Origin of the sequence: Microbacterium sp. 71-36, assembly GCF_001898305.1 — a bacterium.
Classification (GTDB): Bacteria; Actinomycetota; Actinomycetes; order Actinomycetales; family Microbacteriaceae; genus Microbacterium.
Map to the genome: position 1 here is coordinate 21,343 of NZ_MKTP01000010.1, position 15,752 is coordinate 37,094.

The 15,752-nt window shown below is 73.8% G+C and carries 15 protein-coding genes; 3 read left to right on the forward strand and 12 right to left on the reverse strand.

Features of this window, described 5'->3' with window-relative positions:
* Positions 1–146: 146 nt before the first annotated feature.
* From BGO45_RS16690 to BGO45_RS16725, 8 genes are all read right to left on the reverse strand, one after another.
* On the reverse strand, positions 147–1,043 hold the full coding sequence (locus BGO45_RS16690; protein ID WP_292696392.1) for an ABC transporter permease: 897 nt from the start codon (positions 1,041–1,043) through the stop codon (positions 147–149).
* Positions 1,040–1,819 (reverse strand): ABC transporter ATP-binding protein, encoded by a 780-nt coding sequence (locus tag BGO45_RS16695; RefSeq protein ID WP_076492265.1) that lies wholly within the window; start codon positions 1,817–1,819, stop codon positions 1,040–1,042. The genes BGO45_RS16690 and BGO45_RS16695 overlap by 4 nt, the downstream gene beginning before the upstream one ends.
* Positions 1,820–1,826: 7 nt before the next feature.
* Positions 1,827–3,125, reverse strand: a complete 1,299-nt coding sequence (locus BGO45_RS16700) for an amidohydrolase family protein (protein ID WP_292696394.1) — start codon at positions 3,123–3,125, stop codon at positions 1,827–1,829.
* Between the two features lie 332 nt (positions 3,126–3,457).
* Positions 3,458–3,892, reverse strand: coding sequence for a hypothetical protein (locus BGO45_RS16705; protein WP_292696396.1), 435 nt, complete (start codon positions 3,890–3,892; stop codon positions 3,458–3,460).
* 5 nt (positions 3,893–3,897) lie between these two features.
* Positions 3,898–5,700, reverse strand: a complete 1,803-nt coding sequence (locus BGO45_RS16710) for an ABC transporter permease subunit (RefSeq protein ID WP_292696398.1) — start codon at positions 5,698–5,700, stop codon at positions 3,898–3,900.
* 5 nt (positions 5,701–5,705) lie between these two features.
* On the reverse strand, positions 5,706–7,223 hold the full coding sequence (locus tag BGO45_RS16715) for an ABC transporter substrate-binding protein (RefSeq protein WP_292696400.1): 1,518 nt from the start codon (positions 7,221–7,223) through the stop codon (positions 5,706–5,708).
* A 47-nt stretch (positions 7,224–7,270) separates the two neighbouring features.
* Positions 7,271–7,912 (reverse strand): ATP-binding cassette domain-containing protein, encoded by a 642-nt coding sequence (locus BGO45_RS16720; protein WP_076492255.1) that lies wholly within the window; start codon positions 7,910–7,912, stop codon positions 7,271–7,273.
* Complete coding sequence (locus BGO45_RS16725) at positions 7,909–8,565, reverse strand: ATP-binding cassette domain-containing protein (RefSeq protein WP_292696403.1); 657 nt, start codon at positions 8,563–8,565, stop codon at positions 7,909–7,911. The genes BGO45_RS16720 and BGO45_RS16725 overlap by 4 nt, the downstream gene beginning before the upstream one ends.
* A 32-nt stretch (positions 8,566–8,597) precedes the next feature.
* Between BGO45_RS16725 and BGO45_RS16730 the strand changes: the two genes are divergently transcribed.
* Positions 8,598–9,854, forward strand: coding sequence for an MFS transporter (locus BGO45_RS16730; RefSeq protein ID WP_292696404.1), 1,257 nt, complete (start codon positions 8,598–8,600; stop codon positions 9,852–9,854).
* A 34-nt stretch (positions 9,855–9,888) separates the two neighbouring features.
* Here the strand turns inward: BGO45_RS16730 and BGO45_RS16735 are convergent, their stop codons facing one another.
* From BGO45_RS16735 to BGO45_RS16750, 4 genes are read right to left on the reverse strand one after another with little or no spacing between them, the layout of a single operon-like run.
* Positions 9,889–10,836: a PDR/VanB family oxidoreductase gene (locus tag BGO45_RS16735; RefSeq protein ID WP_292696406.1), complete on the reverse strand. Its 948-nt coding sequence runs from the start codon at positions 10,834–10,836 to the stop codon at positions 9,889–9,891.
* Positions 10,833–11,459 carry a helix-turn-helix domain-containing protein gene (locus tag BGO45_RS16740; RefSeq protein ID WP_292696408.1) on the reverse strand — a complete coding sequence of 209 codons (627 nt, stop codon included), beginning with the start codon at positions 11,457–11,459 and terminating at the stop codon, positions 10,833–10,835. The genes BGO45_RS16735 and BGO45_RS16740 overlap by 4 nt, the downstream gene beginning before the upstream one ends.
* The gene (locus BGO45_RS16745) at positions 11,456–12,754 is read right to left on the reverse strand and encodes an amidohydrolase family protein (RefSeq protein ID WP_292696409.1); all 1,299 of its coding nucleotides are present in this window, start codon (positions 12,752–12,754) and stop codon (positions 11,456–11,458) included. The genes BGO45_RS16740 and BGO45_RS16745 overlap by 4 nt, the downstream gene beginning before the upstream one ends.
* Entirely contained in the window at positions 12,751–13,728 is a 978-nt protein-coding gene (locus BGO45_RS16750; protein ID WP_292696411.1) for an XdhC family protein, read from the reverse strand. Before BGO45_RS16750 ends, BGO45_RS16745 begins: the two co-directional genes overlap by 4 nt.
* A gap of 51 nt (positions 13,729–13,779) precedes the next feature.
* On the opposite strand from BGO45_RS16750, the gene BGO45_RS16755 reads away from it, so the two are divergent.
* Both BGO45_RS16755 and chvE read left to right on the forward strand, forming a co-directional pair.
* Positions 13,780–14,364 carry a nucleotidyltransferase family protein gene (locus BGO45_RS16755; protein ID WP_292696441.1) on the forward strand — a complete coding sequence of 195 codons (585 nt, stop codon included), beginning with the start codon at positions 13,780–13,782 and terminating at the stop codon, positions 14,362–14,364.
* A gap of 250 nt (positions 14,365–14,614) precedes the next feature.
* Entirely contained in the window at positions 14,615–15,733 is a 1,119-nt protein-coding gene (gene chvE / locus BGO45_RS16760; protein WP_076492237.1) for a multiple monosaccharide ABC transporter substrate-binding protein, read from the forward strand.
* Positions 15,734–15,752 lie beyond the last annotated feature (19 nt).

The window sequence follows — 15,752 nt, forward strand, 5'->3', positions numbered from 1 at the left end:
TTCGCTTTCTGTGACGGGTGGAACTCTCGGGTACGGAAGGTGGTGCAGGAGGGGTCGGATGCCACGGCCGCGGGCACGCCCGAGGGCGCGGTGCCGTGGCATCCGGTGTCTGTGTGCGGTGGAGAGTCGGGTCGGGACGGGCGGGGTCAGCGCGCCGATTCGTACCAGCGGCCGACGGCGACCTTCGACAGCCAGCCGAAGAGGGCGAAGATCGCGACGCCGAGGAGGCAGGCCGCGAGGATCGCGGCGAACAGCTCGGCGCTCTGCAGGCGCGACTGGTAGTTGGAGATGAGGGAGCCGATGCCCGGCTCGCCGCGGCGGAAGAAGTAGTCGCCGACGATCGCGCCGATGACCGAGAGCCCGGCCGAGGTGCGCATGCCGACGAAGATCGAGGGGAGCGCGGCGGGGAGGGTGAGCTTCGTGAGCACCGTCCACTTGTTGGCCTTCTGCAGCCGGAACAGTTCGCGCTGCGACTTGTCGACCGACTGGAGCCCGAACAGGGTGTTCGAGACCATGGGGAAGAGCGCGATCAGGACGCAGACGATGACGCGGGCGAGGAACTCGTATCCGAACCAGAAGCCCACGAGCGGCACGAGGGCGAGGATCGGGATGCACTGCAGGATCACCGCGTAGGCGTACGTGCTGCGCTCGACCCAGCGCGCCATCGACATCGCGATGGCCCAGCCGATGCCGATCACCATCGCGATCGCGAGGCCGGTGAGGGCGACGCCCGTGGTGCGGAACAGAGCCGTCCAGATGTCGGCGCTGACCTGCGGGTCGAAGAAGCCCTTCGTGAACATCTCGTGCGGCATGGGCAGCAGGAAGCCCTTGCCGGTCGCGGTGAGGACGCCCGAGATGACGTACCAGATGCCCACGAGCACGGCGAGGACGCCGAGCGGCGGGAGGGCGAGGAGCACCCAGCGACCCGCCGGCCCACGTCCGCGCGGAGCCCGGGGCGCCGTGTCGGAGGAGGGGGGAACGGGGGCGGATGCCGTGGGCTCGGACGTCTCGGAGACGACCGGCTCTGCAGACGTGGTGCTCATGAGTGTCCTTCCCGGAGGGCGTGGGAGACCTCGCCGACGAGCTTCGCGAACTCGCCCGTGTAGCGGATCTCGGGGTCGCGCGGCATGTCGAAGGGGACCTCGAAGGTGTCGACGAGGTGGCCGGGGCGACCCGACATCACGACGACCTTGGTGGAGAGGTAGACCGCTTCGGAGACCGAGTGCGTGATGAAGAGCCCACCGAACTTTTGCTCGACGAAGATCTTCAGCAGCTCGTCGTTCAGGCGCTCGCGGGTGATCTCGTCGAGCGCGCCGAACGGCTCGTCGAAGAGGAACAGTTCGGGGTCGAGCGTGAGGGAGCGGGCGAGGGACGCGCGCATCTTCATGCCACCCGACATCTGCTTGGGCAGGTGCTTCTCGAAGCCGTTGAGTCCGACGAGGTCGATCGCCCACTGCGCCTTCGGGGTGCGGACGCGCTTGGGCTGCCAGTTCAGCTCGGCGAGGAGCTCCACGTTGGACTGCACGTCGCGCCAGGGCAGGAGCGTGGCGTCCTGGAAGACGTAGCCGATCCGGTCGGTGTTGACCGTCGCGGTGCCTTCGCTCGCGGACTCGAGGCCCGAGGCGATGCGCAGCAGCGTCGACTTGCCGCAGCCCGAGGGGCCGACGACGCTGACGAACTCGCCGCGCTCGACGACGAGGTCGACGCCCGAGAGGGCGGTGGTGCCGTTGGGGAACGTCATGGCGACGTTCCGGAAGTCCAGCAGCGGCGGGGTCGGGCCCGCGAGGGTCGCTGCCGGGGAAGGGGAGGCGAGGGTCACGGAGCGCTCACTTTCCGGTCGGGACGAGGGTCGGAAGCGCCGGTGCGGGTGCGTCGGCGGGCGGTGCGGTTGTCGGGGTGGGGGCGGAGGGCGCGGCGATGCGCGTCGCGACCGTGGTGCGGGCGACGACGCGGCCGCGGTGGAGGACCACGCGGTCGGCGGAGGCGAATGCGACGGTCTCGCCGAGCGAGGCGGCGCGGACGGCGACGAGGTCGGCGCGGGCCCCGGCGACGGGACCGGCGAACGGCAACCCCATGACGTCGCGGGCGCCCGTCGTGACGGCGTCCACGGCGTCCTCGGGGGCCAGGTGCCCCGCGGCGACGAGGAGGGAGGCGGTCTCGAGGTGATCGCAGCGGCCCACGGGGTTGAAGGGGTCGCGCACGTTGTCGGCGCCGGCGGCGACGCGGACGCCGGCGGCCTTGAGGCGGCCGATCGGCGCGATCCCGCGGGGCACCGCGTGGTCGGCATCCCACCCTTGCAGGTACAGGTTGGTGATGGGGAGGGCGATGATGCCGATGTCGGCGGCGCGCACGTCGTCGGCGAGGGCAGCGAGGTCTTCGGTCGGCATCATGCTCAGGCGTACGCAGTGCCCGGCGGTGCGGGGGCGGTGCCAGCCGGTGACGGCGGCGGCGTAGGCGGCGAGGGTGTCGGCACCGGCGAGGCTCTCGTCGGTGTGCAGGTCGAGGCCGACGTCGCGGCGCCGGGCGATCGCGATGAGGCGGTCGAGGTCGGCGATCGGGTCGTCCGCGAGATGCGGCGCTCCGCCGACGAGGTCGACGCCCGCGTCGAGGGCCGCGTCGAACACCGCGTCGGGGACGGTCGGTCCGCCGAGCGCGACGAGCTCGATGTCCATGAGGCCGCGCAGTTCCTCCCGCAGCCGGACGAGGGCGCGGACGCCGATCAGCGCGTCGGCGCCGTGCAGCAGGTCGACGTGCGTCCGGACGGCGGTGATCCCGGATGCCAGCATCCGCAACGCCGTGGAGCGGGCCCGGTCGAGCGTCTCGTCCTCGTCGAGCGTCTGGGCGAAGGCCTGCCAGCTCTCGATGGCGCGGACGAGGTCGCCGAACGGGGGCTGGATGGCATCCCAGGACTGCGACTTGTCGAGGTGCCCGTGGGGCTCGGCGCCGGCCGCCGTGACGACGTAGCCGGCGAGGTCGAGTGTCTCGCCGCCGGTCTCGGGCAACGGCGTCCCCGCCGGGACCACCGCGACGACCGTCTCGCCGTCGATCGCGATGTCCACGAGCGCGCCGGACGCCAGCCGCGCGTTGTGGATCGCGGTGATCGAGACGGGTGGAGCGGCGGACACGAGGACCTCCGGAGGATGAGGGTGAGGATGCCACTTCGTCGAGGCGGGCGCCGTCGGGAGCGGCTCTCCAGTGTTGGTGTGACCAACATCCGGGCTGTTTCCGATGCTAGGAACCGGTCGTTTCCGCCGTATTTCCCGCTCGTGACCCTCGTGACAAACCTGCGGCGGGACGCGCCGGCCGCCGGTCTGTGATCGGCGTCGGCGGCGCGTTCGCGCCGCGCAACCTCCGCGATCCGCGCTCCCTCAGCGCGTTCGCGACCTTTCCGGCTGAGCGTGCGCGGATCGCTGAGCCTGCGCGGATCGCTGAGCGCGCGCGGGCAGGGTCCTCGGCGTCAGCCCTCGAACTCCACCGTCGACCAGGCCACGTCGACCAGGCACAACCCGTCGTCGGTGTCGCGGAAGAACAGGTCGCCGGGGGCGTTCGTGCCCCCGGTGACGCGGTCGACCGGGAGTGACACGTTGATGCTCCACGCGGCATCCAGAGCGGCCTGGTCGGGCCAGTGATCGCCGACGAGCCGCTCCGGCTCCTCGGCGGCGAGGCCGGTCCAGTCCTCGGGGGCGCCCATCTCGGGTGCGGCGCCCGCGCAGACCAGGGCCGTCGCGTCACCGGCGCTCGCCGCGGCGATCACCCGGTTGGTCGTGTCGATGACCGCGGCGCCGTCCGGCCCCCAGATGATCGTGTCGAGCGAGCACGACGCGAGCGCCAGCGTCAGCGCGGCGCCCCCGGTGATCCCGGCCGCGCGGACGAACCCCCGTCGCATCCCCATGCGCCTCAATCTAGAGGCGCTCCCGCGACGCCGGTGAGCGTCCGGTCGTGGCTCTCGGCGTTCTCCCGGTCGGCATCCGCCCGTGCCCGTACCCGCCGCCGCGGGCGCAGCCCCGCCGCCGCCACGGCGAGCACCGACGTCGTCACGAGCGCGAGGGCCGGGGCGAGGGTCGTCCAGGGCGCGCGTTCGACGTAGTCGATGCCCTCCGACAGCAGCAGGCCCCACTCCGGCTGCGGCGGCTGCGCGCCGAGACCGAGGAACCCGAGGGCTGCCAGCGCGAGGGCGACGCCGGGCAGTCGCAGCATGCCGTGGCGCACGAGCGGGCCGAGCGTCGCGGGAAGCACGTGCCGCAGCCAGATCTCCGCGCGGGACGCGCCCGACAGCGGCATCCACTTCACGTGCGGGGCGGCGAGGGCTTCGTCGATCAGCGCGGCGGCGTGCGTCGTCAACGGCGGCCACGTCACCCACAGCACCGCGAGCGCGGCTCCTCCCACGGACGGACCCCACAGGGCCGCGACGATCACGCCCGCCAGGATCGGCGGCGTGGCGTTGGCGATTTCGGCCGGACCCCGCGCGATCTCGCCGGCGACTGCGAGCAGCAGGGCCACGACGATCGCGAGGGCGACGATCACGAACGCCGGCAGCAGCGTGCCGACCGTGCCGTGGGCGACGCGTCCGAGCAGGTCGCGGCCGCTGGCGTCGGCCCCGAACGGCAGCGCGAGGCTCGGCGGGCTCAGCCGCGGGGAGGCGAGCGCGTACGGATCGCGCGGCAATCCCGTCGCGAAGAGCAGGGCCAGGATGCCGAGGGCCACCGCCACCGTGACCCGGGCGGCGCGGCCGTCGCCGCGCGGCTCCGGCGGCGACGGGAGCGCGCCCGCGGGGAGCGGTCCGCCGCGGAGGGCTCGCCGCGCGGCGCCGGTGAGCAGTCCCACGACGATCGCCGCGAGGGCCATCAGCAGCACTCCGGCCTGCAGCGCGGGCAGATCCTGCGCGTTCGCCGCGCCCAGCAGGTAGCGACCGAGTCCCGGAATGGCGAACACCTGCTCGACGGCGACGGCGCCGCCCAGCAGCCCGATGACGACGAGCCCGGCCTGGTCGACCACCGCCGCGCCCGCCCGTCGGAGCACGCCGCCGACGAGCACCCGCCGGCGCGCGCCCGCGAGTCGCCAGACCTCCACCCACCGCTCCTCGCCGACACCGCCCAGCGCGTCGGCGAACAGCCGCCCGAGCAGACCGCCCGCGGGGATGCCGAGCGCGAGTGCCGGGAGCACGGCGGTGTCCAGCCCGCTCCAGCCGTACGGCGGCAGCCATCGCAGCTGCACGGCGACCACGACCAGCACGACGCTGGCGAGCAGGAACTCGGGCAGGGCCGTGAGCGCCACGCCCACGGGGCCGGAGCCGCGGGGCGGACGGTCCCGCGCGATCCGGGTCACCGCGGGAGCGACGAGCCCCGCCGCCACGGCCAGCGCCACCGCCATCGCGAAGCCGGTGAGCGTCAGCGACACCCCGAGGGCGTGCCAGACCCCGGGGCCGACCTCGCCGCCGCTCACCCACGAGCGACCGAGGTCGCCCCGCAGGGCGTGCGACCACCAGCGCAGGCTCGTCGCGAGCGGTCCGCCTTCGAGTCCGAGCTCGGCGCGGACGGCGTCCAGCGCGTCGGGGGTGGGTTCGAGCTCGGCGTAGCGGGCGCGCAGGATGGATGCCGCGGGGTCGCGCTGCGACAGCCAGGGCAGTGCCCCGGCGACCGTCAGCAGCGCGATCCCGCTCAGCGTCCGCGAGACGAGCCCGGCGACGTGGCTGTGGCGCACGGTCGTCAGTCCGCGATGCGGGTTCTCGCGGTCACCAGCTGACGCTCGCGCGGATCGCGGGCGGCGTCGACGACCGACGTCGACTCGCCCTGCACCACGCGCTCGTGCAGCAGCGGCACCGCGGCATCCGTCGCGAGCACCCGTGCCTCGGCGGCCATCGTGGCGCTGCGGCGGTCGGCGCCGGCGGCGGTGGTCGAGGCGAACGCGACCGCCGCGTCGACGTCGGGGGAGCACAGCTGTGCGATCGAGAATCCCCCGCCGCAGGTGAAGTCCGAGGCGAGGTAGGCCACCGGGTCGCCGGAGTCGAGCACGGTCGCCCGCGACAGGATGAACGCGTCGAACCTGCCGTCGAGGGCGTCGGCTTCGATGAACTGGTACTCGCGCACGTCCTGCTGCACGACGAACCCGGCGGCCTCGAGCTGCTGCTCCAGCACGACGGCGACCTCGGGCAGCTCGGCGCGGTCGGTGAAGGTGCCGAGCGTGATCGGGATGCCGGACGCCGCCGCCGCGGCCGGGCGCGTGTCGACGAGCGCACGGTAGGCCGCGTCCTCACGCAGGTCCGCGGCCCAGGGGAGCGCGGGACCGAGCAGTCCCTCGGCGACGTCGGCGCGTCCCTCGTACACCGACGAGACGATCGCGGCGCGGTCCACCGCGGCGCGCGCCGCGGCACGGACGGCGGGATCGGCGAACGGCCCCGACGCGGTGTTCAGGTACAGCGTGTTGGTGCGCGGCATGGCGACCTCGTGCAGCAGGCTCGCGTCGATCGTCGCGGTCTGCCCCGCGGGGATGGCCTCGACGATGTCGGCGTCGCCGGTGCGCAGGGCGGCGGCCCGCGCCGTGCCGTCGGGCACGAACCGGGCGTCGATGCCGGCCGCGAGCGCCTTCTCTCCCCAGTAGCCGTCGTAGCGGTCGAGGGTGGCGCCGACGATCCCGTCGACCGCGGTGATGACGAAGGGTCCGGTGCCGGTGCCCACGGGGCTGACCCCGGTGGCGGTGTAGGCGTCGTCGGCGAACACCGCCAGCTGCGGGCTCGACAGGCGGTTCGGCAGCAGCGGGTCGGGCGCTCCCGTGGTCACCACGACCGCGTCGCCGTCGACGACGACGTGCATGTCGACGCCGTTGAGGATCCGCGGCTTCGGGGTGGCGTCGATCGCGTGCTGCAGCGAGTTCGCCACGGCGTCGGCGGTCAGCGGGTCGCCGTTGTGGAAGGTGACGCCCGAACGCACGTCGAAGCGCCAGGTGGTGGCATCCACCTGCTCCCATCCGGTCGCGAGCAGGGGCTCGGGCGTGCCGTCGGAGTCGAGCGTCACGAGCGTCTCGGCCGTCGACCAGCGCGACAGCTTGAACGCGTCGTCGCTGAGCGGGTTCAGCCCCGACCTGGGGGGCTGCATCATGGCGACCGAGATGCGCTGGTCGTCGCCGTCGGGGGCGGCCGTGGTGCCGGGCGAGAAGCATCCGCTCAGCAGCGGCACGGCGGCCGAGGCGAGCGCGAGCGCGAGGAGGCGGCGTGACAGAGCCGTCATGGTGGTTCCTTACTTTGTGGGGGAGGGGCGCTGCGGGGGCAGCGCGGTCACGCCGTCGGCGCGGCGAGGGCGAGGCTGTCGTCGCAGCGCGCGGCGACGGCGGGGTCGTGGGTCACGAGCAGCAGCGCGGTGCCCGTGGAGCGGGCGAGGTCGACGAGCGCCTGAGACACGGATGCCGTGCGTTCGGGGTCGAGCGCGCTGGTGGGTTCGTCGGCGATCAGGACGACGGGGTCGACGGCGAGGGCGCGCGCGATCGCGGCGCGCTGCGCCTGGCCGCCCGAGACCTCGGCGGGGCGGCGGTCGAGGAGCGCCGGATCGAGGTCGGCGAGAGAGGCGGCGCGGCGGATCCGCGCGTCGAGATCGCGGCCGTCGGTCAGGCGCTGCACCGCATCGGCGATCGAGCGGCGCAGGCTCCAGCGCGGGACGAAGGCCGCGGCGGCATCCTGCGGCACACCCTGCACGAGGTGGCGCGAGGCGCGGGCAGCGGGCCAGGGACGGCCGGCGACGGTGATCGATCCGGATGCCGGTCGCCGCAGGCCCAGGACCACTTCGGCGAGCGTGGTCTTCCCGGCCCCCGAGCGTCCGACGATCGCGAGCGAGGATCCGCTCGCGACCGCGAAGGACGTGGGGGCGAGCGCGACGCGGCGCCCGTGGGCGGCGGTGACGCGGTCGACGACGAGGGTGCTCACGAGGCGATCACCGTGCCGTCGACCACACGGAGGCGGCCGGCGCCGAGCCGCGCGGCCACGGCCTCGTCGTGCGTCGTCACCACGAGCGCCTGCGCGGGCCCGATCACCGCGGCGAGCACGTCGAGCACGCGGTCCCGTGTCTCGTGGTCGAGGGCGCTCGTGGGTTCGTCCGCGAGCACGAGCGGGGCGTCCGAGAGCACCGCGAGCGCGAGGGCCGCACGCTGCGCCTGCCCGCCCGACAGCTCGGCCGGGCGTCGGCGCGCCGCCCCGGTGTCCCCGAGACCGACCGCCGCCAGCACCGCGGCGATGCGTTCCCGCGGGGCGCGGGTGACGGCGCGGAGCTGTCGCGCGAGAGGGACGAGCGGGTGCAGGGCGTCGAGGCCGCGCTGTGGGACGATCGCGACGCGCGGGGCGACGGCATCCCGCCGACCAATGAGCGTGAGTCCGGCGGGGAGCCTTCCCGAGAGCGCCCGCAGCAGCAGGGTCTTGCCCGCGCCCGAGGGTCCGGTCACGGCGATCCGGTCGCCGGCGCGGATGGTGAGGTCGTCGACGCGCAGGAGGACGCGTCCGTCCCGCCCCCGTACGTCGGCGCCGGCGAGCGCGACGACGGGCGCGTCGATGAGCACCGAGGGGAGCGGGGGACGATCAGGCATGCTGATAATGATTATCAGAACCAAGGAGTCCTGTGCGAATCCCCCCGACCCGCACCCCCGTGCTGCTGGGGACGCAGCTGCTGTTCAACGTGGGCTTCTACGCCGTGGTCCCGTTCCTCGCGCTCGTCCTGACGCGCGACTTCGGGCTCACGGCCCTCGCGGTCGGCCTGGTGCTCGGCATCCGCACCTTCGCGCAGCAGGGTCTGTTCCTCGTGGGCGGGGTGCTCGCCGACCGATTCGGCGCGCGGCGCGTCATCCTGCTCGGCTGCGCCATGCGCGTCGCGGGGTTCGCCACCCTCGCCGCTGCTCTGCTCGCCCCGACCCCGGCTCTGCCCCTGTTCGTCGTGGGGACCGTGCTCACGGGGCTCGGCGGCGCGCTCTTCTCGCCGGGCCTGAACGTCCTGATCGCGGATGCCGAGGCCCGCCGCCCCGACGCCGGCGGCCGTTCGCGGGCGTCGCTGTTCGCGTGGCTGAGCGTCACGGGCGAGCTCGGTGCCGTGATCGGTCCGCTCGTCGGCGCCGCGCTCCTGGGGTCGGGCTTCGTGGTCGTCGCGCTGTCGGGCGCCGCGTTGTTCACGGCGATCGGGCTCTTCCTCCGGGTGGCGCTTCCGCCCGGCCCCGGCCGGCGCACCGCGCGGACCCGTGGGGGAGCGTGGCGGTCGCTCCGCGACCGGCGCTTCGTCGGATTCTCGGTGGTCCACGCCGCCGATCTCCTCGCCTACAACCAGCTCTACCTCGCCCTGCCGCTCCACCTCGCCCGGACGACGGATGCCGCGGCCGCCACGGCGCTGATGTTCGCGAGCGTGTCGGTGCTCACCCTCGCGCTGCAGTTGCCGCTGTCGCGGTGGGCCGGGCGCGTGGGGGCGGCCGTGGCGCTGCGCACCGGGTACGCCCTGTCGGCGACGGGTTTCGGCGTCCTGGCCGTGGGCGCGACCGCGGCGACCGGTGACGCCGCGGTCGTCTCGGCGGTCTTCGTCTCGGCGGGGCTGATCGCGGCGGGGCACATGCTCGCGAATCCCACCGCCCTCGCGCTCGTCCCGCGGTTCGCCGCCGCCCTCCCCACCGGCTCGTTCTTCGGGCTGCTCGCGACGTGCGGCGGAGTCGCGGTGCTCGGCGGCAACCTCGTCTCGGGGGCCCTGTCGACGTGGCCGGCCGTCCCGGCCGCGGCGGCGGCGTTCCTGGCACTTCCACTCGTCGTCGCCGCGGTGGCGACGCCCCGGCTCGCGGCGCGCGTCGCGTCCCCTCCGCGATCCGCGCAGGCTCCGTTCGAGGGAGCCGTGCGGGACTGAGGCTGCGTGAATCGCTGAGATCGTGCCGAGGCGGCTACAGCTCCAGCGTGATGCGCGGGCACGCCGCGCGCGAGACGCACAGCATCATGGTGCGGTTGGCTTCCTGCTCCTCGGGCGACAGCACCGAGTCGCGATGCTCCACGTCGCCGTCGATCACCGGCACCTCGCACGTGCCGCAGGTGCCGACGCGACAACTCGAGGGCACGACCGCGCCGTACTCCTCGACGACCTCGAGGATCGACTTCTCCGGCGGGACCACGACCGTCAGCCCCGACATCATGAGGTCGACCTCGAACGGCTCGGTCCACACCGGCGGGCCGAGCACCTTCGCCTCGAACCGCTCGACGTGGAGGCTTCCGCGCGGCCAGCCCGACATCGCGGCATTCAGGGAATCCAACAGGCGGGCGGGCCCGCACGCGTAGACGACGGTCCGGGATGCCGGGGTGCCCAGGCGCGCGTCCAGGTCGAGGCGGCGGCCCTCGTCGGCGGCGAACACCTCCACGCGGTCGCCATAGAGCTCGGTCAGTTCGGTGGCGAACGCCATCGTCTTCCGCGACCTTCCGGCGTACAGCAGTGTCCACGCGGCGCCCGCGGTCTCGGCGGCCTCGATCATCGGGACGATCGGCGTGATGCCGATGCCACCCGCGACGAAGACGTAGGAGCGACCGGCGGTCGGCGCGAAGAGGAAGTGGTTGGCGGGTCCGCGCACACGCAGCGGGGTGCCGGGGTGGGCGTTCTCGTGCAGCCACACGGAGCCCTCGCGCTCGCGCAGCACACCGATCCGCCAGGTGCCGCGCTCGCTCGGCGACCCGCACAGCGAGTACTGGCGCTCGACCCCGCCGGGCAGCACGACGTCGATGTGCGCGCCCGGCGACCAGTGCGGCAGCACGCCGCCCGGCCGCTCGAGGTCGAGGACGACGACACCGTCCGCCGCCTCGCGCCGCTCGCGCACGATCGCCTCGAATGTCAGACCGCCGCTCATGTGTCTCCTTCGCCGGGGTCGGGGGCGCCGTGCACCAGTTCCTTCACGATCAGCAGTCGGTAGGGCGCCCCGCCGGGCGAATGCCAGCGGTGGGGGGTGCCCGACCGGCAGTAGACCGAGTCGCCCACCGCGAGCGTCGTCTCGCCGAACGGGCCGAGCGAGATGACGATCGAGCCCTCGAGCACGGTGAGGAACTCGTCCTCCTCGTGGACGTAGTGGTCGCCGGGCTCGGGGTTCGCGCCGGTGAACTCCATGGGCTCGAAGCGGCGCGGGCCCTCGGCGAGCATCCGCGCGCTGCCCTCGGCGTACGGGCCGACGAGTCCCTCGTTCGCCCGCACGAACGTGGGGTGGGCGCTCTCGTCGGGGCGCGGAGGCTCGGACGCGGCGATGAGTTCGACCCGGCTCGTGCCGAGGGCCCGCGCGAGCCGCTCGAGGCTCGCCATGCTGGGGCGCGCGAGGCCGCGCTCGAGTTGGCTGAGGAACGGATGCGACAGAGCCGCCGCCTCGGCCAGTTGCGTCAGCGTCAACCCGCGCGCTTTGCGCAGGCCCCGCAGGTGCGCCCCGAGGCGCTCGTCACCGGTGGCGGGATCGTCGGCGGGGATCGCGGGAGCCATGGTGGTCATCGTCCCACCCTCTCGAACAATCGCGCGGTGATCTCGCTCTCGTCGACGGTGACGAGGCATCCCTCGTCCACGACGACGCGGCCCGCGACCACGACCGCGCGCGGGCGGCGACCGGGCGAGGCCCAGAGCAGTCCCGCGACGCGGTCGGCGACCCCGGCGTCCGCGACCCCCGACACGTCCCACAGGCACAGGTCGGCGGCCGACCCCGGCGTGAGCCGTCCGAGTTCGGGGCGCCCGAGCCCGTCGGCGGATCCGGCGGTGGCCATCGCGAGGACCGTGGATGCCGCCAGCTGCGGCCCCACGAGAGCCGAGACCTGCATCGCGAGACGCGCGTCGGCGAGCAGGTGGCCGGCGTCGTTGCTGCCGCCGCCGCTGGTTCCGAGGCCGACCGGGATGCCGGCGTCCCGGAGCTTCGCGACCGGCGCGACGCCCCAGCCCATCGGCACGTCGCATCCGGGGGCGTGGGTCGCCGTGACCCCCGCGGCGGCGATCCGGGCGATCTCGTCGTCGGTGACCGCGCACAGGTGGGCGAGGGTGACATCGGGGGCCAGCCACCCCCAGTCCTCGAGGAGGTCGAGGGGGCGGCGGCCGTAGCGGTCGAGCGCGATCTCGACGTCGACGACCTCGTTCGCCTGGGTGCGCCGGCGGAGCCCACGGCGCGCGGCGACCTCGGCCATCAGCGTGAACGTCTCGCGCGGGTCGCTGTGCACGCCCGCGGGTCCGATGGCGACCTGCAGCATCCCGTCCGCGCTGACGCCGCCCGGGCAGTCGTCGACGAGGGCCGCGGCGATCGTCTCGGCCGACAGCGCGGCCTCCTGCGGATCGTCCCGCGCCGCGCCGCGGACGAACGCGAGCCGCGCGCCGAGGTCGGCGGCGGCGGCCGCGGCCGCCCGCGCCATGCCGACCGTGTCGGCACCCGAGGGCCAGGTGAGGTGGTGATCGGCGACCGTGGTCACGCCGCTCAGCAGCGCTTCGGCGAGCCCCGCGCGCGCCGCGATGCCAGTGAGCTCGGGGTCGACGCCGGCCGCGGTGTAGGCGCTCGCCATCGCGGGCAGCCAGTCGCGCATCGGGATGCCACGGGTGCCGGGCAGCGTCCGGAACGCCGTCTGCAGCAGGTGGTGGTGGGCGTTCACGAGGCCGGCCGTCACGACGCAGCCGCTCGCATCGATCACCGTCGCGTCCGCCGGAGCGGGGGAGTCGACGACGACGCCGTCCACGGTCACGACGTCTCCGGTGCGCACGCGCCCTTCGGTCTCGACGACCGCGACGGCGTCGCGGATCACGAGCGCCGTCATCGGACCGTCACCGGGGTCGGGACCGTGCAGCCGGCCACGGCGTCCGCGTGGAGGGGGCCGCCGGTCGCCCGGAGGGGAAGAGCGCTCGCGCCGCGACGCGCCGCGACGATCTCGGCGATCACCGCCAGGGCGGTCTCCTCCGGGGTCTCCGCCCCGAGGTCGAGGCCCAGCGGGGAATGCAGCCGGCCGAGCTCGGCATCCGTCACCCCCGCCTGGGTCAGCAGCGCCGCCCGGCGCGCCACGGTCGCCCGCGACCCCATCGCGCCGACGAAGCCGACGGGGAGACGCAGCGCCGTCCGGATGGCGGGGACGTCGAGGCGCTCGTCGTGGGTCAGCACGCACACCGCGGTGCGCTCGTCGGGTGCCTCCAGGGACGCGAGGTAGTCGTGCGGGGCGGCGACGACCAGATCGGATGCCTCCGGGAAGCGCTCCCGCGTCACCAGCAGTGCCCAGGGATCGCACACGGTCACGGCGAACCCGGCGGCGGCTCCCACGCGACACAGGGCGGCCGCGTGCTCACCGGCCCCGAGCACGATGAGCCGGGGCCGCGACCGCCGGCGCAGTGCGAGGACGGTGCCGTCGCCGAGGTCGAGGTCGATCGCGCTCTCGCGTCCGGCGGCGGCGCGCCGCAACGCGTCGCGCACGCCGGGGGCGGCGCCGTCGACGGGGTAGGCGACCACCTCGATCGCTCCGCCGCAGGCCAGGCCCGCCGCGACGATCGCGTCGTCGGGACCCGTGAAACCGAAGCTGCCGCGACGGACCTCGGCCGAGCGGAGCGCATCGAGGCCGAGCATCACGGCGTCACCCTCGACACAGCCGCCGGAGAGCGAACCGATGACGCGGGCGTCCGCGGTCACCGCGAGCGTCGCGCCCACCCCGCGCGGTGCGCTGCGCACGACCCGGGTGATCGTGACCGCGGCCACGGGGACCCCCGCCTCCAGCAGGGGCAGCAGGTCGGCGGCCAGTTCGAGCATGTGGGCGACCGTATCCGCGCCGTGTTTCGCGCACGCTACGCTGTCGTGACCATGCGTCCCGAGGCCCCGTTCGACACCCGGTCGGGCCGCCCGGCGGGGCTCGTCCTGGCCGCCGGAGCCGGTCGCCGGTTCGGCGGCCCCAAGGCGCTCGCCCGGGATGCCGACGGCACGCCGTGGGTCGCGAAGGCCGTCGCGGCGCTCCGCGCCGGAGGCTGCGAGCCGGTGATCGTCGTGCTCGGCGCGGGCGCGGACGAGGCGTCGCCGCTCGTCCCTCCCGGTGCGCGGATCGTCCGGACCGACCGCTGGTCCGAGGGTGTCGCTGCGTCGCTCCGTGCGGGACTGGAGGCCGCGGCATCCCTCCCCGCCCCCGCTGTCGTGGTCATTCCCGTCGACACTCCTGAGCTTCCCGCCGCGGCGGTCTCGCGGCTCGCCGAGCGGGCGGCTCCCGACGCACTCGCCTCGGCGGACTACCGCGGAGAACCAGGCCACCCCGTGCTCATCGGGCGCGGGCACTGGTCCGCGCTGGCCGCCGCGGCGACGGGCGACATCGGCGCGCGACCGTATCTTCGCGCGCACGGGGCCGAGGCCGTCGAGTGCGGCGAACTGTGGTCGGGCACCGACCGCGACGTGCGCTGAATCCCGCGTCCTCCGGCGCCCGCGCGGTGCGCGGGCGAGCCGCGAACCGACGTTCCGTTACGCGTTCGTTGCATTTCGACGCTCCCGGGACTCTGGACAAACGCGCATGCCCGGGGATATGTTCACGGAGCCGTCATAATTACGACGGAACCAGGAAGCCGGGACGAGGACGTACCCGATCCGACGCCGGGGAGGGCGGCGGGTGCGGACCACGGGGGTCCCTGCAGTTCAGAGAGGAACGCAGATCACAATGCTGAAGAAAATCCTGACCGGTGCGGCCATCGCGGCACTCGCCGTCGGCCTCGGAGCCTGTAGCTCCACGCGCCCCGCCGATGGCGGCGGAGACGCCGCCGGGGGCAGCGGCGACTGCAACGTCGGTATCGCGATGCCGACCCGCAGCCTCGAGCGCTGGATCAACGACGGTGAGCAGCTCCAGAAGAAGCTCCAGGACGCCGGCTGCACCGTCGACCTGCAGTACGCCGACAACAAGACCGACCAGCAGATCAGCCAGATCCAGAACCAGATCTCGGGCGGTGCCAAGATCCTCGTGATCGCGGCCATCGACGGATCGACGCTCGGCCCGGTGCTGCAGGAGGCCAAGGCGCAGAACGCCACCGTCATCGCCTACGACCGTCTCATCAACGGCAGCGAGAACGTCGACTACTACGCCACGTTCGACAACTACAAGGTCGGCACGCTCCAGGGCCAGTTCATCGAGGAGCAGCTCGGCCTGAAGGACGGCAAGGGTCCCTTCAACCTCGAGCCCTTCGCCGGCAGCCCCGACGACAACAACGCGAAGTTCTTCTTCGCCGGGGCCTGGGACGTGCTGAAGCCGTACGTCGACAAGGGCCAGCTCGTCGTCCCCAGCGGCAAGTCGCCCGCCAACGACGACGCGTGGGCCAGCATCGGCATCCAGGGCTGGGCGTCCGACAAGGCTCAGGCCGAGATGGACAACCGCCTCTCGTCGTTCTACGGCGACGGCAAGAAGGTCAACGTCGTCCTGTCGCCCAACGACAGCCTCGCCATCGGCATCGAGGCATCCCTCAAGTCGGCCGGCTACACCGCCGGTGCGGACTACCCGATCATCACGGGTCAGGATGCCGACAAGGCCAACGTCAAGGCGATCCTCGAGGGCCTGCAGGCCATGACGGTCTGGAAGGACACCCGCGCTCTGGGTGACCGCGTCTTCACCATGATCCAGGAGATCAAGGACGGCAAGACCGTCGAGGTGAACGACACCAAGACCTACGACAACGGCAAGAAGGTCGTCCCGTCGTACCTGCTGACGCCTGAGGTCGTCGTCAAGGACGACGTGCAGTCCAAGCTCATCGACTCGGGCTTCCTCAAGGCCTCCGACGTCGGGCTCTGATCCACTCAGCGGCGGGGCG

Bases quoted from the DNA above. Each gene is read 5' to 3' on its own strand.
- BGO45_RS16735 (WP_292696406.1), bottom strand. From the start codon at position 10,836: ATGAGCGGCGGTCTGACATTCGAGGCGATCGTGCGCGAGCGGCGCGAG.
- BGO45_RS16715 (WP_292696400.1), bottom strand. From the start codon at position 7,223: ATGACGGCTCTGTCACGCCGCCTCCTCGCGCTCGCGCTCGCCTCGGCC.
- BGO45_RS16740 (WP_292696408.1), bottom strand. From the start codon at position 11,459: ATGACCACCATGGCTCCCGCGATCCCCGCCGACGATCCCGCCACCGGT.
- BGO45_RS16725 (WP_292696403.1), bottom strand. From the start codon at position 8,565: ATGCCTGATCGTCCCCCGCTCCCCTCGGTGCTCATCGACGCGCCCGTC.
- BGO45_RS16745 (WP_292696409.1), bottom strand. From the start codon at position 12,754: ATGACGGCGCTCGTGATCCGCGACGCCGTCGCGGTCGTCGAGACCGAA.
- chvE (WP_076492237.1), top strand. From the start codon at position 14,615: ATGCTGAAGAAAATCCTGACCGGTGCGGCCATCGCGGCACTCGCCGTC.
- BGO45_RS16705 (WP_292696396.1), bottom strand. From the start codon at position 3,892: ATGGGGATGCGACGGGGGTTCGTCCGCGCGGCCGGGATCACCGGGGGC.
- BGO45_RS16750 (WP_292696411.1), bottom strand. From the start codon at position 13,728: ATGCTCGAACTGGCCGCCGACCTGCTGCCCCTGCTGGAGGCGGGGGTC.
- BGO45_RS16690 (WP_292696392.1), bottom strand. From the start codon at position 1,043: ATGAGCACCACGTCTGCAGAGCCGGTCGTCTCCGAGACGTCCGAGCCC.
- BGO45_RS16755 (WP_292696441.1), top strand. From the start codon at position 13,780: ATGCGTCCCGAGGCCCCGTTCGACACCCGGTCGGGCCGCCCGGCGGGG.